This is a genomic window from Clostridium sp. X (assembly GCF_055755365.1).
The window spans coordinates 1,991,155-2,014,988 of record NZ_CM146912.1; the positions used below are offsets into that span (position 1 = coordinate 1,991,155).

The 23,834-nt window shown below is 30.6% G+C and carries 22 protein-coding genes; 13 read left to right on the top strand and 9 right to left on the bottom strand.

The features are described from left to right. Positions 1-23 precede the first annotated feature (23 nt). From ACX0KU_RS10030 to ACX0KU_RS10040, 3 genes are all read left to right on the top strand, one after another. A complete protein-coding gene (locus tag ACX0KU_RS10030; protein ID WP_472989732.1) occupies positions 24-1,289 on the top strand; it encodes a glycosyltransferase in 1,266 nt (421 codons plus the stop codon). Next, the gene (locus tag ACX0KU_RS10035) at positions 1,270-1,917 is read left to right on the top strand and encodes a TetR/AcrR family transcriptional regulator (protein WP_472989733.1); all 648 of its coding nucleotides are present in this window, start codon (positions 1,270-1,272) and stop codon (positions 1,915-1,917) included. The genes ACX0KU_RS10030 and ACX0KU_RS10035 overlap by 20 nt, the downstream gene beginning before the upstream one ends. A gap of 79 nt (positions 1,918-1,996) precedes the next feature. Then, on the top strand, positions 1,997-2,242 hold the full coding sequence (locus ACX0KU_RS10040) for a DUF3243 family protein (protein WP_472989734.1): 246 nt from the start codon (positions 1,997-1,999) through the stop codon (positions 2,240-2,242). Between the two features lie 68 nt (positions 2,243-2,310). Here the strand turns inward: ACX0KU_RS10040 and ACX0KU_RS10045 are convergent, their stop codons facing one another. Together ACX0KU_RS10045 and ACX0KU_RS10050 are read right to left on the bottom strand one after the other, a co-directional pair. After that, positions 2,311-3,219: a DMT family transporter gene (locus ACX0KU_RS10045; protein ID WP_472989735.1), complete on the bottom strand. Its 909-nt coding sequence runs from the start codon at positions 3,217-3,219 to the stop codon at positions 2,311-2,313. Between the two features lie 95 nt (positions 3,220-3,314). Continuing rightward, complete coding sequence (locus ACX0KU_RS10050; RefSeq protein WP_472989736.1) at positions 3,315-4,184, bottom strand: NAD(P)-dependent oxidoreductase; 870 nt, start codon at positions 4,182-4,184, stop codon at positions 3,315-3,317. A gap of 216 nt (positions 4,185-4,400) precedes the next feature. Here ACX0KU_RS10050 and glgB point away from each other — a divergent pair, with 216 nt between their 5' ends. From glgB to glgD, 5 genes are all read left to right on the top strand, one after another. Beyond that, positions 4,401-6,434 carry a 1,4-alpha-glucan branching protein GlgB gene (gene glgB, locus ACX0KU_RS10055; protein WP_472989737.1) on the top strand — a complete coding sequence of 678 codons (2,034 nt, stop codon included), beginning with the start codon at positions 4,401-4,403 and terminating at the stop codon, positions 6,432-6,434. Further along, a complete protein-coding gene (glgA, locus tag ACX0KU_RS10060) occupies positions 6,434-7,909 on the top strand; it encodes a glycogen synthase GlgA (protein WP_472989738.1) in 1,476 nt (491 codons plus the stop codon). Before glgB ends, glgA begins: the two co-directional genes overlap by 1 nt. A 4-nt stretch (positions 7,910-7,913) precedes the next feature. After that, positions 7,914-9,788 carry a glycoside hydrolase family 13 protein gene (locus tag ACX0KU_RS10065; RefSeq protein ID WP_472989739.1) on the top strand — a complete coding sequence of 625 codons (1,875 nt, stop codon included), beginning with the start codon at positions 7,914-7,916 and terminating at the stop codon, positions 9,786-9,788. A gap of 82 nt (positions 9,789-9,870) precedes the next feature. Further along, positions 9,871-11,022 carry a glucose-1-phosphate adenylyltransferase gene (locus ACX0KU_RS10070; protein WP_472989740.1) on the top strand — a complete coding sequence of 384 codons (1,152 nt, stop codon included), beginning with the start codon at positions 9,871-9,873 and terminating at the stop codon, positions 11,020-11,022. A 38-nt stretch (positions 11,023-11,060) separates the two neighbouring features. Continuing rightward, positions 11,061-12,203, top strand: coding sequence for a glucose-1-phosphate adenylyltransferase subunit GlgD (gene glgD, locus ACX0KU_RS10075; protein WP_472989741.1), 1,143 nt, complete (start codon positions 11,061-11,063; stop codon positions 12,201-12,203). A 62-nt stretch (positions 12,204-12,265) separates the two neighbouring features. Here the strand turns inward: glgD and ACX0KU_RS10080 are convergent, their stop codons facing one another. After that, complete coding sequence (locus ACX0KU_RS10080) at positions 12,266-13,375, bottom strand: DUF362 domain-containing protein (RefSeq protein WP_472989742.1); 1,110 nt, start codon at positions 13,373-13,375, stop codon at positions 12,266-12,268. Between the two features lie 123 nt (positions 13,376-13,498). On the opposite strand from ACX0KU_RS10080, the gene ACX0KU_RS10085 reads away from it, so the two are divergent. After that, positions 13,499-14,185, top strand: a complete 687-nt coding sequence (locus ACX0KU_RS10085) for an EFR1 family ferrodoxin (protein WP_472989743.1) — start codon at positions 13,499-13,501, stop codon at positions 14,183-14,185. Between the two features lie 100 nt (positions 14,186-14,285). On the opposite strand, the gene ACX0KU_RS10090 is transcribed toward ACX0KU_RS10085, so the two are convergent. The 4 genes from ACX0KU_RS10090 to ACX0KU_RS10105 form a co-directional block, all read right to left on the bottom strand. Continuing rightward, positions 14,286-15,248 (bottom strand): DMT family transporter, encoded by a 963-nt coding sequence (locus ACX0KU_RS10090; RefSeq protein WP_472989744.1) that lies wholly within the window; start codon positions 15,246-15,248, stop codon positions 14,286-14,288. A gap of 224 nt (positions 15,249-15,472) precedes the next feature. Then, positions 15,473-15,670, bottom strand: a complete 198-nt coding sequence (locus ACX0KU_RS10095; protein ID WP_472989745.1) for a hypothetical protein — start codon at positions 15,668-15,670, stop codon at positions 15,473-15,475. An 18-nt stretch (positions 15,671-15,688) separates the two neighbouring features. Then, entirely contained in the window at positions 15,689-15,892 is a 204-nt protein-coding gene (locus tag ACX0KU_RS10100) for a hypothetical protein (RefSeq protein ID WP_472989746.1), read from the bottom strand. Next, entirely contained in the window at positions 15,889-16,347 is a 459-nt protein-coding gene (locus tag ACX0KU_RS10105; RefSeq protein WP_472989747.1) for an Ig-like domain-containing domain, read from the bottom strand. The genes ACX0KU_RS10100 and ACX0KU_RS10105 overlap by 4 nt, the downstream gene beginning before the upstream one ends. Positions 16,348-16,709: 362 nt before the next feature. Here ACX0KU_RS10105 and ACX0KU_RS10110 point away from each other — a divergent pair, with 362 nt between their 5' ends. Beyond that, positions 16,710-18,473, top strand: coding sequence for a PAS domain-containing protein (locus tag ACX0KU_RS10110; protein ID WP_472989748.1), 1,764 nt, complete (start codon positions 16,710-16,712; stop codon positions 18,471-18,473). Positions 18,474-18,627: 154 nt separating this feature from the next. Here the strand turns inward: ACX0KU_RS10110 and ACX0KU_RS10115 are convergent, their stop codons facing one another. Continuing rightward, complete coding sequence (locus tag ACX0KU_RS10115) at positions 18,628-19,197, bottom strand: LysM peptidoglycan-binding domain-containing protein (RefSeq protein WP_472989749.1); 570 nt, start codon at positions 19,195-19,197, stop codon at positions 18,628-18,630. Between the two features lie 212 nt (positions 19,198-19,409). Here ACX0KU_RS10115 and ACX0KU_RS10120 point away from each other — a divergent pair, with 212 nt between their 5' ends. From ACX0KU_RS10120 to ACX0KU_RS10130, 3 genes are all read left to right on the top strand, one after another. After that, the gene (locus tag ACX0KU_RS10120; protein ID WP_472989750.1) at positions 19,410-19,649 is read left to right on the top strand and encodes a YkoF family thiamine/hydroxymethylpyrimidine-binding protein; all 240 of its coding nucleotides are present in this window, start codon (positions 19,410-19,412) and stop codon (positions 19,647-19,649) included. 136 nt (positions 19,650-19,785) lie between these two features. Further along, positions 19,786-20,127: a carboxymuconolactone decarboxylase family protein gene (locus ACX0KU_RS10125; protein ID WP_472989752.1), complete on the top strand. Its 342-nt coding sequence runs from the start codon at positions 19,786-19,788 to the stop codon at positions 20,125-20,127. Positions 20,128-20,208: 81 nt separating this feature from the next. Continuing rightward, positions 20,209-21,090 carry a LysM peptidoglycan-binding domain-containing protein gene (locus ACX0KU_RS10130; RefSeq protein WP_472989754.1) on the top strand — a complete coding sequence of 294 codons (882 nt, stop codon included), beginning with the start codon at positions 20,209-20,211 and terminating at the stop codon, positions 21,088-21,090. A 164-nt stretch (positions 21,091-21,254) separates the two neighbouring features. On the opposite strand, the gene ACX0KU_RS10135 is transcribed toward ACX0KU_RS10130, so the two are convergent. Further along, a complete protein-coding gene (locus tag ACX0KU_RS10135; RefSeq protein WP_472989755.1) occupies positions 21,255-23,822 on the bottom strand; it encodes a cupredoxin domain-containing protein in 2,568 nt (855 codons plus the stop codon). Between the last annotated feature and the right edge of the window lie 12 nt (positions 23,823-23,834).

Below are 23,834 nucleotides of genomic sequence, written 5' to 3' on the forward strand. Positions count from 1 at the left end.
ATTGTTTATAGGAGGTACCTATCATGAAAGTTACATTTCTGACCTTAGGTAGTAGGGGTGATGTTCAACCATATGTAGCACTTTCAAAAGAACTTATAAAAAATGGTCATGAGGCATTAATATGTACAGGGGAAACCTTTAAAAGTTTTATAGAAGAGAACGGTGTAGGCTTCCACAAGGCAGCATCCGACTTAATGGCTATTATGGAAAGTGAGGAAGGTAGAAAAGTTTTTAATGGTGGTAATTATAATATTTTCAAGATGCTAAAATTTTCAAAAGAAATAATTAAGCCTTTATATAGAAAAAGTATGGATGACTTTTTAGAGGCGTCAAAAGGATCAGATATGATAATATATCATCCTAAAGCACTTGGAGCCGTAGATATTGCAGATTATTTAAATATTCCTTGTATTTGTATGTCACCAGTTCCAATAATGTATCCTATAACTGAGTTCCCTAATTTTGCTATATCTTCTAAAGGGAATTTTGGGCCTTTTATAAATAAGTTAACTTACAAAGCTATTTCTTTTAGTGAATCATCTTTTATAGGAGATATAAATGACTTCAGAAGAGAATTATTAAATCTTCCTCAAAGAAAAACAGGAGAACTTACATTTAAACTTAAAGATAAAAATATTCCTATAATATATCCAATTAGTCCATTTCTTTTTCAGGAAGTTAAGAGTTGGAAGGACAGAGTGTTTCTTTCAGGATTCTTTTTCTTAAGTTTAAATGAAGAAAAACTTGATGAGAGACTTGAACATTTCCTGAAAAGTGGAGATAAACCCATTGTTATATCCTTTAGTAGTATGCCTCTTAAAAATCCAACATTGTTTAAAGAAAAGCTTGTTAAGGCGATAAAAGAAACTAATAATAGAGCTGTTATCTTAACAGGAACAAGTGGTATGAAGTTTGAGGATGAAAGTGATATTTTTGCAGTAGAAAAAGCACCTCACAGACTAATATTTAGAAGGGCTAAAGGTATAATTCACCACGGTGGAGTTGGTACAATGGCTGAAGCTCTTATAAGTGGAGCACCTCAATTAATTATGCCATTTACAGTAGATCAGCCATTCTGGGCTAATAGACTTTACATTAAAGGATATTCTATAAAACCATTAAGAGAAAAAGATCTTAAAATAACTGATTTAGCTAATGCACTTAAGGAAATGGAAAATAAAAAATATATAGATAATGCTAAAAATATTAAAACTATTATTGAAGCTGAAAAAGGTCTTGAAAAGGCTGTAAAATATATAGAAGAAGTTCATGAAGGATTTAGGAGTTGATTATTTGCCAAAGCAAACATTTTTTAAACTAATTAAAGAAAAGCAAGAACATATTATTAATGCAGCAATAAGTGAATTTTCTAATCTATCTTTTAATGAAGTAAAAATTTCAGATATTGTAAATAAGGCAAAGATTCCAAGAAGTAGTTTTTATGATTATTTTGAGGATAAAACAGATTTATACAGATATATAATTCTTATTATTAAGGAAGAGAAGACAAAGTTTATAGCTGAATCCTTTGAAAAATATGAAGAAGGTTTCTTTGAGGAGTTTAGAGAATTTTTTAAAGCAGGAGCTAAGTTTGCATTTATGAAACCTGAATATTATAAAATAGGTAATAAGATGTATGAAAATATAGAGATAGTGAAGGATATTTTAGGAATTGATGTTGAGGAGTTTGATGCATCTAAAGTTTTTGAGCCTATGATAAAAATAGGTATAGAATCTGGAGAATTAAGAAGTGATATTGATGTTAAGTTTATAGCAAAGGCAATATATAGTTTATCTTCAAATTTTATAGCTAAAGGGTTTGAAGAAGAAGAGGGCATGACGGATAAATATATAGAAGAAGTTACTTATAAAATTTTAGAGTTTATAAGGTATGGAATATCTAGTTCTAAAAAATAAGTTTACCGACATTCAGATTGCATAAATCTAGCTTAAAATAAAATAATATATATATCCACAATAAAAAGGAGATATATATATGGATATAATGGATAATTGGAATGACTGGAGAAAGACTCTAGGAAAAGCTGTTGATCTTGGTGAAACTGTAGGTATGTCTGATAGAACAATAACTAATTTAGCTGAAAAGGTTGGAACCTATTTTTCAAATAATGTAGATCCTCATAATGATGAAGAAAGACTTCTGAAAGAGATGTGGGATGCTGCAAACGATGAAGATAGGCATGTGTTAGCTAAACTTGTTGTAAAAATTGCTGATAAGTAAAGGAAGAATGTAAAACGAATAATAAAGGAGATGGGCTAAGCCATCTCCTTTATTATTATAAAAAATATTTAGTTAGTTTTATTAAACTTTTTATTTACACCAATAACACCAATCAAAATTAAAACAGTGCCAATAAAGTGATACATATAAAAATTTTCATTTAATACAAATACACCGGCAAAAATACTGACTACAGTTGATAGGTTTGCAAATATCCCAACAATAGCAGCATCCATTTTAGAAACTGCGTAATTTGATAAAAAGGAAGTCCCGATAGAAGATAGTATACTTAAGTATAAAATTGTAATAAGAAATTGCCTATTTTGTAATGCTGATAAATAAGAAGTTGCAGAAAAGGTTTCTCTATAAAATATAAAAGTACATAGGTTAAAAAAGATTGCAGCCACTAACATCATTCCATAGGTTAATTCCATAGGTGTAAAACTAGTTGACAGTTTTCTTGCCATAACTGTATATGCAGAAGTAGATATCGCAGAAAGCAATATAAGAACAGGTCCGAGTAAACTGTTTTTAGAGGTGGCACCGTTCATTATAGAAATAATTATAACACCAGAAACTGAGAGAAGAGCAAATAACCTTTGTCGCATCATTATATTTTCTTTTAAAAAATAGTAGCTCATAACCATAATAACTATAGGGGTTAGCGCCATTATTATGCCAGCTTCTGAACTAGATGTATACTTCATTCCATAAGCTTGAAAAGTAAAAAACATAACAGGTTGAACCATAGAAAAGAGTAAAAGGATTTTTAGATTTTTATCCTTATAATTTACTTTTACTATCTTAAGTAATATTAATATAGACATTACTAAGAATGCTATTGAAAAACGATAAGCTAAAGTAGGTAAAGGTGGGAAAATAGCAACAGCATTTTTAGTAAATAATAAACTAAGTCCAATAATCATTGAACTTAGTATTGCAGAAACAGTTGGGAGTATTATTTTTAATTTATACATAGGACCCCCCTAATAAAAAGAATTTAAAATCTTTAATTATAGTTTGATTATATATAAGTATTCAAAATAGAAAAGAAAAGTTCTTAACATACTAGTTATTTATCTAGTAAATCAAATAAAGCTTGGGTTCCTTTGTCGCCTTTTCCTTTCTGTATTAAGGTATCATATAAAGACTTTGATAGTTCAAGACCAGGAGTGGTAATTCCCATTTCTTTAACTTCGGATAAAGCAATATCCATATCTTTTACAAAATGTTTTATATAGAATCCAGGTTCAAAATCACCTTGGATCATTCTAGGAGCTAAGTTGTTTAGTGACCAACTACCAGCAGCACCAGAACCAATACTTTTAAGTACTTCTTCAGGATTAAGACCAGCAGATTTTGCATATATCATAGCTTCACATGCCCCCATCATATTTGAAGCAATAACTATTTGATTGCACATTTTTGTATGCTGACCAGAACCAGCAGTTCCTTGAAGAATAATATTTTTACCCATTATTTCAAGTATAGGCTTTATTTTTTCAAAGACTTCGCTATCTCCTCCAACCATAATAGTTAGGGTAGCATTTTTAGCTCCAATATCTCCACCAGATACAGGTGCATCAAGAGAATATATACCTTTTTCCTTAGCTTTTTCATAAATTGTTTTAGCTAAATTTGGTTTAGAGGTAGTCATATCAATTACATAAGTACCTGTTTTAGCATTGTTAAGTATACCCTCATCTCCAAGATAGGTTTCCTCTACATCTTTAGGATATCCAACTATAGTGATAATAACATCAGATTCCTTTGATAATTCTTTTACAGTATCTTTCCAAATAGCTCCCTTTTCTATTAATGAATTTGCACGAGATTTTGTTCTATTATAAACTAAAACCTTATATCCAGCATCTAAAATATGAGAAGCCATGCTTGAACCCATAACACCAGTTCCAATAAATCCTATAGTTTTATCTTTCATTATTACCCTCCTTATGGAAAAAAATGTATAAAAAATGTTTGATATTCAATCATTTCTATTATATCATAATAAAAGTATACTTTCATTATTAATGGATTTAGTGGTATAATATAGATAAATTAAAAATATATAAGAAATATTGAATATAAATACCAATTCATACAGAAAATAGTAAGATGTATGATAAGTTGTATATAGAAAGGGCTGTGAATTGTAATGGTGGAAAATAAAATTGATGAAAAGAATATAAGTATTATATCTGATTATGATATTCACCTTTTTCACCAGGGAACTCATTATGAGTGCTATAAGTTTATGGGAGCACATCATGGGAAAGAAAATAGGAGACTGGGAGTAAGATTTACTGTATGGGCGCCAAAAGCTTTAGATGTAAGAGTAGTAGGAGAGTTTAATCAGTGGGAATCTAGAGAAGAATACTCTCTAAAAAAAATAAATAATAGCGGATTATGGACCCTATTTATTCCAGGTTTAAAAGGAAACTTCATCTACAAGTATGAAATAACTCAAAAAAGCGGTAAAAAAGTTCTCAAATCTGACCCTTATGCAATCTATAGTGAGAAAAGACCTAATACTGCCTCTTATGCTATAAAAAAGAAAAAATTTATCTGGAGAGATGAAAAATGGTTGCAGGAGAGAAGCTCTGAAAACATATATGAGGCTCCAATAAATATTTATGAGATACATTTAGGTTCCTGGAGAAGAGATGAACATGGGGAGTTCTTAAATTATAAAGAAATAGCAGACAAGCTAGTAACCTATGTAAAAGATATGAAGTATACTCATGTAGAATTAATGCCAGTTATGGAGCACCCCCTAGATGCTTCGTGGGGATATCAGCTTACGGGATATTATTCTATTACAAGTAGATATGGTACAATAGAGGATTTTAAGTATCTTATAAATAAATTACATAAGGCTGGTATAGGAATAATACTAGATTGGGTTCCAGGTCATTTTTGTAAAGATGAGCATGGACTTTATCGATTTGATGGTACACCTACTTATGAATATGAAGATATAAATAAAGGAGAAAATAAAGGCTGGGGAGCATCAAATTTTGATTTAGGGAAACCAGAAGTAAAGAGTTTTCTTATATCAAATGCATTGTTTTGGATTAGAGAATATCATATTGATGGACTAAGGATAGATGCAGTAACAAATATGCTTTATTTGAATTATGACAAGAAAGAAGGAGAATGGACACCAAACAAAAATGGAGGGTGTGAAAATCTCGAAGCTGCTGAATTTTTAAAAGAGCTTAATCATGCTTTATATAGAGAAGAACCTAATTTACTTATCATTGCAGAAGAGTCAACTGTATGGCCAATGATAACAAAGCCTATAAAGTCAGGGGGACTAGGTTTTGATTTTAAATGGAACATGGGATGGATGAATGATATTTTAAGTTATATAAATTTAGATCCCATACATAGGAAATTTAATCACAATAAAATAACTTTTTCTATGATGTACAATTATACAGAAAACTTCATATTACCCTTATCTCATGACGAAGTAGTACATGGTAAAAAATCTTTGGTGAATAAAATGTGGGGAGATTACTGGAATAAGTTCGCAGGATTAAGATTATTTATGGCCTATATGTTTGCTCATCCAGGGAAAAAAAGCACCTTTATGGGAACCGAATTTGCCCAATTTGTTGAATGGAGATATTATGAAGAACTTGAATGGAATTTAATTAGTAATTTTAAGATGCATGAAATTACTCAAGAATTTTTTAGAGATTTAAACATTTTATATAAGAATGAAAAAGCTTTATGGCTTAATGATTATAAAGTTGATGGATTCAAATGGATTGATGCGGATAATTCCCATCAGAGTATTATAAGCTTTATGAGAAATACAAATGAACCAAAGGAAACTTTAATTATTATATGTAACTTTACTCCAGTAGTATATTATGATTATAAAATTGGGGTACCACACTTAGGAGAGTATAGAGAGCTTTTGAATACGGATAGTAAGAAATATGGTGGATCAGGACAAGTTATGGAGAGCACCCTTTACTCAGTAAAAGAACCATGGCACATAGAAAAATATCACATAAAGATTAAAGTTCCACCTATGGCATCAGTTATACTTAAGGTGAATAAAATCTATGATATAAATGATGAAAAGAATGATGATAATAATAAAGATCATAGTGATAAAAAGAACAATAGTAAAAAGAATAGTGATAGAAAGAGCAAAGAAAGGAAATTTGAATAATGAAAGTATTATTTATAGCCTCTGAAGCAGATCCTTTTATTAAAACAGGAGGACTTGCAGATGTTGCATACGCTCTTCCAAAATACCTTAAAACACTAGGTATAGATGTAAGAGTTGTAATACCAAAGTACAAAACAATAAAACCAAGTAGTAAATATTATATGGAATTTAAAAAATCTTTTACAGTACCTGTAGGATGGAGAAATCAGTATGCGGGAGTATTTGAAAGTGAAGTAGATTCAGTTAAATATTATCTGATAGATAATGAATACTATTTTTCTAGAGATAGTCTTTATGGTTACTATGATGATGGAGAGAGGTTTGCATTTTTCGATAGGGCTGTACTTATGATGTTAAAGGAGATGGACTGGAAGCCAGATGTGATTCACTGTAACGATTGGCATACAGGGATGGTGCCAGTTTTATACAAAACTCAGTATGAAAAAGATGATTTTTATAGGAACATAAAAGTCTTATATACCATACATAATATATTATTCCAAGGAAATTATGATCCAAATATATTAGGGGAACTCTTTGGACTTAGTGATGATTTGTATATGGATGGAAGTTTAGAATTTCATGGCCAAGTAAGTTTTATGAAGGGTGGAATAAACTACAGTGATAGGATATCAACTGTAAGTAAAACTTATGCTAAAGAGATTCAAAGTGCATATTATGGAGAAAAGTTAGATGGACTATTAAGAAGTAGGGCTAGAGATCTTTCAGGGATAGTAAATGGAATAGATTATGATATTTACAATCCGAAAAAGGATAGTTATATCTATAAAAATTATAGTAAGTATAGTTTAAAAGATAAATATATTAATAAAACAAAATTGCAAGAAGAGTTAGGACTTAAGGTAAGCGAAAAAATTCCTATGATAGCTATAGTTTCAAGGTTTACTGCACAAAAAGGAATAGACTTGATCAAGCATATAGGTGAAGAATTTATAAATAGAGATATACAATTTGTAGTGCTAGGCACTGGAGACAAGGATTACGAGGAGTATTTTAAATATCTTAATGAAAAGTATCCAGAAAAAGTATCTGCACATATATATTTTGATGATATATTAGCTCACAGAATATATGCAGCTACAGATTTACTTTTAATGCCTTCTTTATTTGAACCTTGTGGACTTGGTCAACTTATAGCTTTAAGATATGGGGCTTTGCCTATAGTTAGAGAAACAGGTGGCCTTAAAGATACTGTAAAACCATATAACAAATTTACTGGAGAAGGTAATGGCTTTAGTTTCACTAATAATAATGCACATGATTTATTATATGTTATAGAATCAGCACTAGATTATTATAAAGATAAAAAGCTTTGGGAAACTATAGTGATTCAAGCACTGGATAGTGTCAATAGTTGGGATGAATCAGCTAAAGAATATAAAGAGCTTTATGAGAGTATGTTTAGAAGTCCTGAATATTTTCGTGTTAAAAGGATTATATACACTAAGAGGTGATTTTGTGAATTACTATATAAAACACAATTCATGGGAAACAAGATTTAGAAAGCCTTTTGGAGCATTAAAATCAGGAGATCAGTTATATCTAGCTCTGGAAGCAGAGTATTTTGATAAGGCTGAAATAGTTATGATGTATTTTGATGGTACTGAAGAAATTAGAGAATTTTCTTCGATGAAAATTAATGATACTTTATATAACTATTTCACTGAAATAATGATAAAAGAGGATTATAAAGGATTAATAAATTATTATTTTAGACTTTATAAGGATTACAAGACAATAATTTATGGAAATAATTCTGATGGATTAGGGGGAGAAGGAAAGATTTATGAATCCTATCCTAGAACTTATCAGATAACAGTGTACAAAGAAGCAAAAGCACCTAAATGGTTTAAAGAGGGCATAGTATATCAAATATTTGTAGATAGATTTAGAAATGGCAATAAAGATGGAAAAGTGGATAATCCTAAAAAAAATAGCTTTATATATGGAACCTGGGAAGATGAGCCCACATATATAAGAGATGGAGATGGAAGAATAGTACGCTGGGATTTCTATGGAGGAAACCTTAAAGGAGTCATAGAAAAGCTAGAATATTTAAAGGAGTTAGGAATTAGTATAATTTACTTAAATCCAATTTTTGAGGCAGCTAGCAATCATAAATACGATACTGGAGATTACAAATCAATAGATCCAATGTTTGGTGATGATAGTATATTTCAAGAACTTTGTATTAAGGCTGAGAAGTTAGGAATAAAAATAGTGTTAGACGGAGTTTTTAATCATACTGGATCGGATAGTGTATATTTTAACAAATTCGGAAGTTATGATAGCCTAGGAGCGTATCAATCTAGGGCCTCTTATTATTATAACTGGTATAATTTCACTAATTATCCAGATAAGTACGAATGCTGGTGGGGAATAGATAATCATCCTAGTGTAGATGAAATGAATAGTAATTATATAAATTTCATAATAAAAGATGATGATTCTGTAATTAATAAATGGATGAAGTTAGGGGCTAGTGGTTGGAGATTGGATGTAGCTGACGAGCTTCCAGACGAATTTATAAGAATACTAAAGACTCATATTAAAGAGATTAAGAGTGACTCAGTATTAATAGGTGAAGTTTGGGAAGATGCATCTAATAAGATAAGCTATCACCAAAAAAGACAATATCTATTTGGCGAAGAGCTGGATTCAGTAACAAACTACCCTTTCAAGGAAGCAGTAATTAAATTTGTAAATTCTGAAATTACTTCAGAGGATTTTACAAGAATTATTATGAGTCTTTATGAAAATTATCCTAAAGAAAATTTCTACTGTAATCTAAATGTACTAGGGACTCATGATACTGAGAGAATTTTAACTTTACTATATAAAGATGGAAAAAATATTATATATAAACTTACAATAGCTTTGGCTATCCAAATGACTATGCCTGGAGTGCCGCTTATATACTATGGAGACGAAGCTGGCCTTACAGGAGGAAAAGACCCATTAAATAGGAAACCTTACCCTTGGGGAAATGAAAATATGGATATTTATAATATTTATAAGGAAGTTATAAAAATAAGAAATAATAATCAGGTTTTTATTGAAGGAGACTTAAAATTTCATAGCATAAATGAAGATATACTCTGTTATGAAAGAGCCTATGATAATATAAAATCTTTAGTAGTAATAAATAAGTCTAGAGAAAATTCTTATAATATTAATTTTAAGTCCTTAGGTATTGATAACTATTCAAAAATTGAAGATTTAACTTTCCATATCAAAAGGATATTAAATAAAAATATATTAGAGGAAGATATAACTTTAGAATATATAAAAATTAGTCCATTAGAAGCAAAAATATATAAATTTATACATTAGTTTATGTAAAACAATTAACGATAGATCCATGTAATGCATAATCGAATTACTAACAAAGTGTTTAGGAGGTAGATGACTTTTTATGTTAAAAAAAGAAATTATAGCAATGATATTAGCTGGAGGACAAGGATCGAGATTAGGTGTACTTACAAAACGACTTGCAAAACCAGCAGTTCCTTTTGGTGGGAAATACAGAATAATTGATTTTACTTTAAGTAATTGTTCAAATTCAGGGATAGATACTGTAGGAGTATTAACACAATATAAACCCTTAGTGCTTAACAGCCATATAGGAGTAGGAACACCTTGGGATTTAGATCGAAGAGATGGGGGATTATTTATTCTACCACCTTATCAGGAGGAAAGTGGAGGAGATTGGTACAAAGGTACTGCAAATGCAATATATCAAAATAGTTCCTTTATAGATAAATATGACTCAGAATATGTTTTAATTTTATCTGGAGATCACATATATAAAATGAATTATGAAAACATGTTAGAATACCATAAAGAAAAAAATGCAGATGCTACTATAGCTGTTATAGATGTACCTTTAGAAGAAGCTAGCAGATTTGGTATCATGAATACTAATGAAGATGGATCCATATATGAATTTGAAGAAAAACCTGAAAATCCTAAGAGTACAAAAGCATCCATGGGGATTTATATATTTAATTGGAAGTTTTTAAAGAAGTTTTTAGAGGAAGATAATAGAAATAAAGAATCAAGCAATGATTTTGGTAAGGATATAATACCTAAAATGCTTAATGATGGAGCTAAAATGCATGCTTATTCTTTCAAAGGATATTGGAAAGATGTTGGTACTGTAGAAAGCTTATGGGAAGCAAATATGGATTTACTTAGAGAAGATAATGAGCTGAAAATGCATGATAGAAATTGGAGAATATACTCAGAGAAGCATATTAGACAAGCACAATATATAGGGCCTAGTTCTGAGGTTAAAAATAGTCTTATTGTAGATGGATGTGAAATTTACGGAGAAGTAGATAATTCTGTGCTATTTGCAGGTGTTACTATAGGTGAAAATTCTAAAATAACAAATTCGGTAATAATGACAGATAGTAAAATTGAGGATAACGTAATTATTAATAAAGCAATTATCGGAAGTAACGTTGTTATAAGAAGTGGTTCTGTTATTGGTGATGGTAAAAAAATAACATTAGTAGATAGTAGTGAGAATGTGGAGGTAAACTCTATTGCTGTAACAGGATAGTATAAAAAACTTAGGTTGTTTTACGGGGGGGTAGACATATGTTAAAAGACTGCTTGGGACTAATTAATTTAGATGAAAATGAAGAAAGAATAAGAGAACTTACAAGAAATAGACCGTTAGCCTCTATTCCAATAGCAGGAAGATATAGAATTATAGATTTTATATTATCTAATCTTACTAACTCAGGAGTAGAGAATATAGGTGTATTTGCTAAAGCGCAATCAAGATCTTTAATGGATCATTTGACTAATGGCAGCCCTTGGGAGCTAAACAGAAAAGTAGATGGATTGAGACTCTTTAACTTTACAAATACGGATCCCTATTTAGATGATATAAATAACTTTGTAGACAATATGGAGTTTTTATATAGAGCTAAACAAGAGTATGTTATATTTACTTCATCTTATATGGTATGTAACATTGATTTTAGAGAGGTTGTAAAAAGTCATATAAAATCAGGCTGTGATATAACTATGGTATATAAAAAAGTTAAGAATGCAGACAGTAATTTTGATGACTGTGATACTTTAAATATAGATGATTTGGGAAATGTACTTAGTGTTGGAAAAAACATACTTAATAAGGTTAATTCTAATATTAGTATGAATATATACGTAATGAAAAAAGAGACTTTGATAAAAATAATTAATGAATGCATAAGTACAGGATGCTATAGAAAAGTTAAATCTTATATATATAATTCTTTGGATAAATTAAAGGTGAAGAGCTACGAGTTTAAGGGCTATCTTGCTTGTATAAATTCTTTAAAAGCTTACTATAAAGTAAGTATGGATTTATTAGATTACAAAATAAGTAAAGAACTCTTTTCTAGTGAAAGACCTATATATGCAAAAACTAGTGACGAAAGTCCAGCAAAATACGGTAATAATTGTAAAGTTAAGAATTCCATAATAGCTAATGGCTGTTTAATAGAGGGTACTGTAGAAAATAGTATACTCTTTAGAAGGGTTAAGGTAGCTAAAGGAGCTATAATAAAAAATTGTATAATTCTTCCTAATAATATAATAGGAGAAAATGCAACACTTTATAATGTAGTGACAGATAAGTATGTAATTATAGAAGATAATAAAGAGTTAAAGGGAAACATAGATACTCCTCTTGTAGTAGAGAAAGAGGAAAGACGTCGATACTTATATGATGTAATAAAAAAAATAATATAGATTTTTAATACTAAGGCTGTTGATAAATATATTTTATCAACAGCCTTTTGTTATGAGTAAGATTAAACTATTACTAACTCGTATTCTAAATTACCGATTCCTAGTGCCATAGCATGTTTTAAACCAGTCTCCCAGTTTGTGTTTGCATGGATGTGATTAAACTTATCCTCTCCTTCGTGATAATGTTTATCTGATATTCTAGATCCATTAATAATTGGAGCTTTATTTACTAAATTAACACTTGCCATATCAAGTGCAACAGGATCAAAGGATGCAGCTATCCCTATATCAGGTACAATAGGTATATCATTTGAGTTAAAGCAATCACAATCAGGTGAAACATTCATTATAAAATTAATATGGAAATTTTCTTTATCTTTTATAACAGCATGAGTATATTCAGCTATTTTTTCATTAGCAGTATCAGCAGATTCATTCCATATAACTTGTGCTGCATCAAATTGACATACTGCAACGCATTGACCACATCCGATGCATTTAGAATATTCTATAAAAGCTAATTTATTTTCACCTAAACTCACAGCATTTTGAGAACAATTTTTTATACATTGACTGCAAGCGGTGCAATTTTTTAGTTTTATTCTAGGTTGAGAAGCAGAATGCATTTCAAGTTTTCCACCTCTTGATCCAGAACCCATACCTAAGTTTTTTATAGCTCCACCAAATCCAGTCATTTCATGGCCTTTAAAATGGTTCATAGAGATTATTATATCAGCATCAGCTATAGCAGAACCTATTTTAGCAGTTTTGCAATGTTTTCCATTGATCTTAATCTCTCTATATTCAGTCCCTTTAAGACCATCTGCTATAATTATGTTACACCCTACTGTTAGAGGATTAAAGCCATTCTCAAAAGCAGCAGTTAAATGATCAACAGCATTAGATCTTCTGCCAGTATATAAAGTGTTAGAGTCTGTTAAAAAGGGTATACCACCTAGATTTTCTATGAGTTTTACTACTTTTGCGGCATAATTTGGTCTTATGTAAGCTAGGTTTCCGGGTTCTCCGAAGTGAATTTTTATGGCTACAAATTTATCTTTAAAGTTAATGTTTTCTATACCAGCTTTTTTTATCAACCTTTCAAGTTTATCTAATAAGTTTAAACCCGGTTTAGTTCTTAAATCTGTAAAGTATACTTTTGACTTTTCCATTGGTTATCCTCCTAAATAGTTAATTTAGTTTAGAATATTTCATTACTTAAAATATATTATACATGAAAACCAATTGGATATACATGGGATAGAAGAGATACTAATTAATATGATATACTATAAGTGGAATTTAGAGAACAATCATTATCTTTTACGGATAAGGACGTAGTTGTTTTTGGAGTTCCAGTCTACGCAGGAAGAGTTCCAAATGTTTTATTAAAATATTTACAGTCTATTAAAGGGAATGGTGCTTTATCAATTGCTGTTGTTGTTTACGGAAATAGAAATTATGATGATGCATTAATAGAATTAAAAGATATTCTTGAATTAGACGGTTTTAAAGTTGTTGCAGGGGGAGCATTTATAGGAGAACATTCATTTTCTAAAACTCTTGGAAAAGGTAGACCAGATGAAAAAGATATGGCTACAATAATTGATTTTGTAGATGAAATATTTAAGAAAATAACCTCTGAAAATGAAATTCAGACTATAACTGTAAAGGGAACGAAGCCTTACAGAAAATATTATATGCCTGAAAATAAAGAAGGTATTCCTGTTGATATTAGAAAGGTTGCTCCAAAAACAAATAGTAACTGTAATAATTGCAAGATATGTGTAAGCGTGTGCCCTATGGGTTCTATTGATTTTAACAATGTATCTAAAGTTAAGGGTGTTTGTATTAAGTGTGGGGCTTGCATTAAAAAGTGTCCAATCAATGCTAAATATTATGATGATGAAAACTATTTAAGACATAAAAACGAATTAGAAGTTGATTGCGAAGATAGAAGGGAACCAGAGTTATTTATTTAGTAGTTGTATTTTAAAGTATAATCACATAACTTGTTAATGCTGTAGTATATTTAGGTAATGTACTACAGCATTATTATTTTTGTATTATTATAAGTAAAAGTTATAGAGAATCCTCACAACTTGTCACAGGAGTATATTTAGCTTGTCTGCTGTTTGATATAAAGGTTACTAACGATCCCATTATAATTAAAAGTATACCTACTATTGTGGTTGGTGCCATAGATTCTTTAAGAATAATAAAAGCTAAAACAGGTGCCAGAGCTGGCTTTATATAAAATACTAAAGAAGCCGTTGTAGCCGATGTTTTTTCTATAGCTAGGAAAAAGAATGTATAACCTAGGCCAGTTACAAATATGCCAATATAAATAAGACTAGGTATGTTGTTAAGTGTTATACCATGTAGTATTGGTATATTTGAAAACACCTCAAGACTAGATCCAGCAAGCCATTCAGAAATAAAGCTTATCTTAGAAATAAGTATAAGAATTAGCATTTGAAAACTACCTGCAAAGAAAGAAAAACAAGTTTGTACAATACCTCCATACCTGTTACTTCTTGTTTTTCCGATTACTGAATGTAAAGCAAAAACTGTAGCTGCTAAAAGTGAGAATATAATTCCGTATGGGTTACTTGTCATATGAAGGGGATTCATTATAAAAATGATTCCAGAAATGCTTATAAATAATGAAATTATTGTATGTTTATATATTTTTTCTTTAACTATAAAATAAGCAAAAGGTATCACAAATATTGGATTACAACTAAATAATACTGCAACAATAGATGCTTTTTCATTAACAACAGCTAACTGATAAAAGGTCATACTGACTACTATACATAGGAAACCCTGAAGTATAAAAAAACTAAAGTCATCTCTTGTTAATGAAAGTTTTCTTTCTTTTAAATTTTTTATTGCTAAGGGAGACAATATTATTGCTCCTATGAGGAATCTTAGGAATGTCAATTGTATAGGGTGAAACTGGCTTGTAACCAGCTTAAGTGCTATTTCCATGGTACTAAACAGGAGGGTAGATAGAAGAATATAAATATATCCGTTTTTCATAATTTATTGAGACACCTTCTTTCAAAGAATTATTAACAAGAACACGACTTTAAGTTATCTTTTTTTATAGATTAGTAAGTATAGATACTGTTTTATAGTATAAATAAGATTGTAATATATTTAAAAGGATTTTAAAAGAGAAAAATTTTAGGTTGGGGCATGTAAAAAGGACTGCTTAAATTTAAGCAGTCCACAGTATGGAGAATGTCTTATATGAGAATATTTTAAGCTTTATTTATAATAACACTTTTTACTACAGGTTTTGCGTTATACTGAAAGTAATACCATTTATTCATTGCTACTTTATCACCTAATAAAGTTGATTCAATTGGAGAAGTATTATTTATATATAATGAATAGGAAGCATTAAATATAAATATCCCATCTCCCCCAGCGTTATATATCTCTACTGTTCTCTTCATATATTCATTAATTGTTAACTATGTTTTAGTATGAACATACAATCCAGCCTTCATAAGTTGTTCATTTTCCTTAGTTAAATCCTTACCTTTAACATCTGCACAAATCCCAATATAGAGCTTAACTTTTGTACCTTTAACCATATCTACAAAAGGCTTAATATCAAAGAAGTCATCTACATATACATTTGATGGTATTAATATATCAATTAACCCTTCTTTCATCCATGTTTTAATATCAAATCCATAACTTTTGTTCCATCTTCGTATTTTAAGTTACTTATACTCCACCCTATTGTATCTTTATTAATAAGACTACTCATATTATAAAAATAGCCTGATTTATCAACTGTTGGAATTACAGTTTTTATAAAAAATGCCATTTTAACGGGCTTTTTTAGAAATTTACCGTCTTTTGATTTAACATTATTTGTTACTATAAATTTATATTTTATACCTTTAGTATAGGCAATAGAAGGCTTTAATATAATAGTTTTGTTATCTGAATCTAAGGTTATATTAGTAGGAATTATATTATTTTGTTCATCTTGAACTAGTATGGTTATGTTATTTACTGTAGATGAATCTAGTTCTTTATTAAATTTTATTTTCCATTGTTTATTGTTTGTTACATTGGTACTTGTTCTTATATCATAGTCTGTAGATGAATTAGCATACACCTCAGTGGGTATTAATAGAATAATTAACAAAAGTATAAGTGCTACTAAATTATTTCTTTTATGTATCTTTATTGTAATAACCTCTATTCATTTCAAGTTATTGATAATATATACTATAACATAAAATTTGTAAATATTCAGCTGTTAAAATACTTTAAATTTGATGGTATTGTATATTAAATCAGGTTTTATAGCTAAATTGTTATATATAAAATTATCGAAGAAGATATAATAAAACTATTTAAGATATGCTCTTTCAATTTATGTATAGTTAATATACTGAATGCTAAAATTAGATAAGAAATGAATAAGTGAACTATAAGAAAAGTGTTTTAAAGATTATGAAGAAAGGATGAAGATACATGAATAGAGAAATTAAGTATATTACCATAGATGGACGTGGAGAACATGAATCCTTTAGGGATTGTATTACAAAGACTATTGAGAATTTGAAACCAAAGGAAGGAATACATATAATTAAAGATTTTGAACCATTTCCAATGTACAAGATGATGGAGGAAAAAGGTTTTGATAAATATGTAGAAAAGATAAGTGATGAAGAATTTCATGTTTATTTTACACCTAAAGATGAATCAGAACGAATAAAGATGGGTGAATACCTAGAAGTTGATAAGGAGAAAATACAGAATATAATAAATATTAAGTTAGATTATCTGAAGGGAAATATTTCTTTAGAAGCTGCAAAAAAGAAAATCAAAGACTCCTTTGATAAAATAACTGCTCAAGAATTTGCTGTATGTGAGCAATATCTTGAAAAACATGGAATTTCAGATGATGTTCTGGCTGAAAAAATGGAAGAAATTTTAGAAATTTTTGATGGAATACTTGTAAGTAATAAATTAGATTTACCATTAGGACATCCAATTAGAACTTACTTAGATGAAGTAGAAGCTATAAGAAGAGTACTTAAGGAAATAAGAGATATGGTAAAGAGAAAGTTTATTAAAAATCAATGGGCTGAGCTTTATGAAAAGCTAGGAGAGATTAATATTCATTTTTCAAGAAAACAAAATCAATTATTTGCAGCATTAGAAAGTAAAGGCTTTGATAAACCATCTAAAGTAATGTGGACACTAGATAATAATATAAAAGATATAATTAGGAAAGCTAAAGAGTGCTTAGAAAAGAATAATAATGATAAATTTTTAAGCCTACAGGATGAAGTTGTTGAAATGGTAGAAGATATGATGGTAAAGGAAGAAGAAATTCTATTTCCAACCGCTATGGATCTTCTTTCAGAGGAGGACTTTATTAAAATGAGAAAAGGAGATGATGAGATTGGCTATTGTCTAATTGAACCTCCTCTTTCTTATGGAAGTAAAGAAGAAAGAAGTATAGATAAATTTTCAAATACGGAACTACTTAAAGATTTAGCAAAGGTACTACAAAAGCATGGATTAGTTAATACGTTATCAAATGGAGAGGAGCTAGATGTAAGTCAAGGAAAGCTTACTCTTGATCGAATTAATCTTATTTTTAAACATCTTAATGTAGATTTATCATATGTAGATGAACATGAGATTGTTAAGTTTTACAGCGATACAAAACATAGAATATTTCCAAGAAGTGCAGGAGTTATCGGAAGAAAAGTACAAAATTGCCATCCGAGAGAAAGTGTAGATACTGTTCAAGAGATTATCAGATCCTTTAGAGAAGGGGAGCATGATGAAGCAGAATTTTGGCTAGAAATTGGTGGCAAGTTTATTTACATCATTTATACTGCAGTGAGAGATGATGAGGGAAATTTTAGGGGAGTACTAGAGATGATGCAGGATGTAACTAAAATAAGAAGTTTGACAGGTAACCAGAGGCTGTTATCTTGGAATGATAAGAAGTTAGAAAAGAAAAGTGAAGAAGAAAATAAAGTTAATATTGAAAATAAGTATGGTATAACACAAAAAACTGTTATTGGTGATTTAGTAAAAGAATATCCTTTTATAAAAGAGTTCTTATTTAATTTATCACCTAAATTTAATAAATTAAAAAATCCAATGATTTTTAAAACTATGTCTTCAGTTGCTACTCTTGAAATGATAAGTGAAAGAGGCGGCTTTCAAGTTGAGGATCTTATAAATAAAATTATTGGGAAAATTGAGTCTAAATAATAAAAGCAAGTATAAGTTATAGATGAAATCTTATAATGTAATTATAGTTGAGCTAAAACTCACTAAGCATCAGATTGTTACATGTAAAGAGGACTGCTTGAATTCAAGCGGTCCTTAGTATTTATTGGACCTTTTATGAGAAGTTCTAGTACTACTAACAGCTTCCACCATTAATTATACCTTGTAGAATAGGTTGACCTGATAAACCGGTTAATGAGTTAAAAGGACGTACTACCACAATTGAGTTTGGTACTACTGATGCAACGGTTGGAAGTTCTATTCTAGTTGACCAAGTTGGCGGATTCTCAGGAGTTGGGAATAATTGATTACCAAAGCCACCAATACTAGGTATAAATATATCACCATTATACATATTAAAGTTACCGAAGACTGTTGGTTGTGGTAATGTTGCCATAAAGTTTACAGATTGACCTCCTCTAGGAGCAAAATTTACAGAAGCCACTCCACTTGTTCCAAAAGGTACAGGTCGAACAGGTTTTAAAATAGTGCAACATGGATAAGGGACAAGTCCGGGAACACAAAGTACATCTCCAGGAAATATTATGTTAGGATTTGGTATATGTGGATTATTTACTGCAAGTGCTTCTAATCTTACCCTGAACATTTGAGCAATGAGATAGAAGACATCTCCAGGAACAACAGTATATCTACCTAAAAAGCCTGGGGGACAGTTTTGTGGAACTCTTGGTTGCTGTCTAAACATAAACGCTACCTCCATATTATTGATTTCATTCTTGGAAAAAATAAGACTATAAAAATAAATCTTAATTCTTAAAAACTCTAGAATATAATATGATATAGCATTTGAAATTGTTAAATTTTCATATGATAAAATCTTCACTTTGTAAACTGTATAATTTCATCTAGTTTCTTTTATACTATTGTTGTAATAAAGTATAAAGGAGTGTGTTTATTGTGATAACAGCTGAAGTTGCAGTATATCCATTAAAAACAAGCAATGCCACAAAGGTTATAAATGATTCTATAAATTCACTTAAGTCAAGTACTATTGATTTCAGAGTGAACTCTATGAATACTGTATTAAGTGGTTCAAAAGAAACAGTTTTTGAAAGTATTAAAGACATGTTTTGTGAAGCGGAAAAAAGTGGTGGAGAAATAAATATGGTAGTAACTATAGGAAATGCAAATAAATAATGTGGAAAAAACTCCAATGTCTCTATAATCTTGAGCTATTGGAGTTTTTTTTATATTCTTAGTAACTGAAATTAGGTTTATTATTCCAATATAGGGGATAATATAATTTAAATATTAAAAGTAAGGTGGAGATAAAATGAAAGATTATTTTGATAATGTAGATGTTATTGAAAAAAATCTTAAATATTTAATTGAAAATCATGGTGAAATCTATGATGCTTATGAGAAGTTTGGGAAGCTTATACATGAAAAAGGTGGTCCTTTAGATGAAAAAACACGCTGGCTTATTAAGGTAGCCCTATCTACAGAATGTGAATACCAACATGCTTTAAGAACACATATTCTAAAAGCTTTAAAAAGTGGCTGTACAAAAGAAGAAATAGAACATGTTATGTTACTTGTGGCACCAACAGGAGGATTTCCAAAGATGATGGAAGGTTTACTTGTACTAAGAAGTATTATGGAAGAATCAAAATAAGAATCACTTATTTCTATAGAGTAACTTTTTAAAACTACTTTGAATATATTGAAGGAGATAAAATTTAATAAGGAGTTTTAAATGTTATATTTAGTACAAAGAAATGATACTCTAGCTAAAATTGCCATGAGATTTGGAACAACAGTTCAAGCTATAATGAATGCTAATGTAATTTGTAACCCTGCTCTAATATTTATAGGGCAGCCTTTGATTATTCCAGAAAGGAATCTAGAATTGCCAAAAGCAGGGGCTGGGCCTTATTATATTATTCAACCTGGTGATAGTCTATATTGCATTTCACAACAAACTGGAATATCAATACAAACATTAGTAAATATAAATAATATACAAAATCCAAATATGATTTATGTGGGAAAAGAGCTAATACTAACTCCACCAACTACTGATGATCCAGAACAGTTAAAACTCACATGGGAGAGAAGTCCGGATGAAAACTGTAATGTTTATGGCTTCACTGAACATGGTGTCTACTATAACGGATCTTTTGAGTGGGCGGCATTTGGAGGACTTGCAATAGAGTATTTATTAGAATTATTAAAGAATCCATGTGATATTGTACGTAGATATTCTGTTATTAGTCTTGGTAGGCTTGGGTTAAATGGAAGGGTTAGAAAAGTTTTAATTTCACTTTTACAAGATGAAGCCATATCTGATATTGTGGGCTTTGCCATTAGGAGAATTGATCTTAGTGCTATGGGACTAGAGAGAGTTCATGTAAATATAACAGATAATAATTTACTAGCAGCACCTGATCTTAATTCACCAGCAATAAAACTACCAAAGGGAGCAGAGATAGTTGTACGTAGGTGGTTTATACCAAGTCCAACAGCTGAAGAAGGGCCAAGAGGCGGTATTCAAGTTTATGATTATGTACAGTTAGTAAGTACAGGTCAAGTAGGATTTGTTCCTAGATTTGGCTACACAGAAATTACTTATATATAGTATTTCATTAAAATAATAAACTTATTTAATTATCTACTTAGCTTTAATTATATAGAACTTCTTAATTATGGAAAGGATAAGTGATAAAAATCTCACTTATCCCTTTAAGCAGAGTGGTTATTTTAAAATTTAATCACATAGTATATTTTATCAAGAGGATTATTTTAATTTATGATTTTTAAACCACTATAAATTCTGTCAAATATTCTAAATATGCCCCACATTCCTAATTCAATGTCCCAACGGAGTATACCAGATCTGTAAGCATAATCACCTGGATTCTGATTTGCACCATTTTCTAAAGAAATATTAAATACATTACCAATGCTTATTGCTCCTTGCACAGATATTATATTAGAAAATGGATCATTGTATTGAGCTTTCCATGAATGGCCATGCAATACAAAGCAGTGATTTCGTGGTTTATCAGCAGGCATAAGAAGTCTTATCTTTATAGGATCTCCAGGATACGAGTTGAAAACAGGAGTAGCTGGATCACCATGAATCACAGAACTCATTACAAGATGAACACGAGGATCTTCCTTTAGACGATTATAAAAACGTTCAGATCTATAATTAATACCCTTTTGTCCTTGATCTTCAAAATCAAGACGAGCCATATCATGATCTTCATCAGCTGGATCAGGTATTGGATTATTATCTTTATCATATAAGCTTATTCCATTTTGCATAAATACTACAAATTCTCTAAAGTCCGGTACTCCAGGAGTAGATATTACTACTTGATCAAGGAAACCAGAGGTCACTTCTTTACTAGTTCGACAATCAAGATATTTTGAACCAGTGGGTTCTACTATAATAGCACCAAAAAGCCCATGGTGTCTGTGATTTCGTATATCGCCAAAACCTGTAAGCATACAGGTACCTAGCTCTAGATCAGCGTACCATCTATAGATTATACTCTCCCCAGGAGCAATAGTCTGATCAGGATTAAAACCTACAGTGGCTCCGTCAGAACCTAAAACATCATATTTCAGCAATTGTGCGTGAAGAGAAACTCTATTTGATGGAGGGTAAGGTACATCCACAGGGACTTCAGGATGTTTATCATCTGCTATTGGTTTGAAAATATGGTTTGTTAAGGTTATTTCTACGCAATCTCCTGCATTTGCTCTTATTATTAAAGGTTTAGGTTCCGTAGTTCCGTTTAAAACTGCCTTCTCTTCATGTTGTAACACAAACATTAGTCCATTTGGATCATGATCACCGAATCTATTGTATACAATATCCTTTTGTATAGCAACGATATGGTATTTTCGTGTATTAGCATCATTAGGAGCTGGATGACCAGAACATTTTGCTTTTGGTGGTGGATTATCAGTTTTAGCAGGCAGTGGGATTGTGCGGTTTATTGGAAGCGGTCTATCTTCAAGAGGTAATAGATGAGGAATTCCTTCTTTATGAACTCTTAATATTCCCAATAAACCAAGCCATAAATCATCTAGTCCTCCAAAGTAGTATAAATAATCTCCCTTTTTATAATCATCATTTATTTCTATATTAAAGGCCTCAGAGATGCCTAAGGTTTGAGATTGAACGAGAGGTGATACAGCATTGGTAGGTTCCTTTCTCCATCTTAGACCATGAAGATTAAAAGAATGTTGTTCTTCATGAGCACCATCAAACAATCTTATGCGTATTGGATCTCCTTCATAAGTTTCAAGAATAGGTGTAACAGGATCGCCGTGTACATAAGAACTAAATACATAAGCAGGATCACCTTTTCGAAATTGGAAAGGTTCATTTTTATAATTTATACCCATAACTCCTGGATCATCTTGAGAGCTTGGGAAAGGTGGTGGATTTAAAGGGTTACCATCTTTATCAAATAGTAGAGCAAAGTCATGAACTGCTAGAACAAATTCTCTAAAATCAGGTTCTCCAGGTCTTTTTATTATTGCCTGTGTTCCACTTTTAATTTCCTTACCAGTTTTAGGATCATGATAAGTGGAGTTTACTGGTTCAATAATTAAAGCACCAAATAAACCATGTTGTTGATGCACACTTGCAAATAAGTGATCGTGGAAAAATACTGTTCGAAGTTCTGTATCTGCATAAAATCTTTCTATAATAGTATCTCCAAAATCAGCAGAAGCGTCATTATCCCAACCATTAGCACCACCATCAGATACAATGGTATCAAATTTAACAAGGTGTATATGCCAACCAGCCTCTGTAGTCTTAGTTACCAATTGAAAAGCATTGCCACCTAATGTTTTAGGAAGTTTATTTGTGAGCCTAATTTCTATACAATCTCCTACATTTGCTCTTATAACAAAAGGTTCAGGTTCTTTTTTGCCACATCTAACTGCTGCTTCATCTTCTTTTAAAACAAATATTCTTCCTTCAGGGTCATGCCATCCTTGGCTGTTATATTTTATAGGAATCTGTATAGCTACAACTTCAAAAACTTTAGTGACTGCATCTGCAGGACAAGGATTAGAATATAAAGCACCAGGTTCAGCATTTGGAACAAAGTTGGCCTCTTCAAGTTCAGTAGGTCCTCTACCACCAATTATGCCTAGTGGTGGTTTAAAGGCTTTCTTACCTACCTCGCCAGCTATAAAACGTGGATAGCCTGGATGTTTATTGTCTGGAGGAGGTGGAGGTGTTCTATCAGGTAGTGGGATTAAAGCAGGTACACAGCTACCATCAGGAAGGGTATTTGTTCTATCTTCGAGCTTGTCCAGTATCCTCCAAAGTCCCCACATTCCTTCACCAAA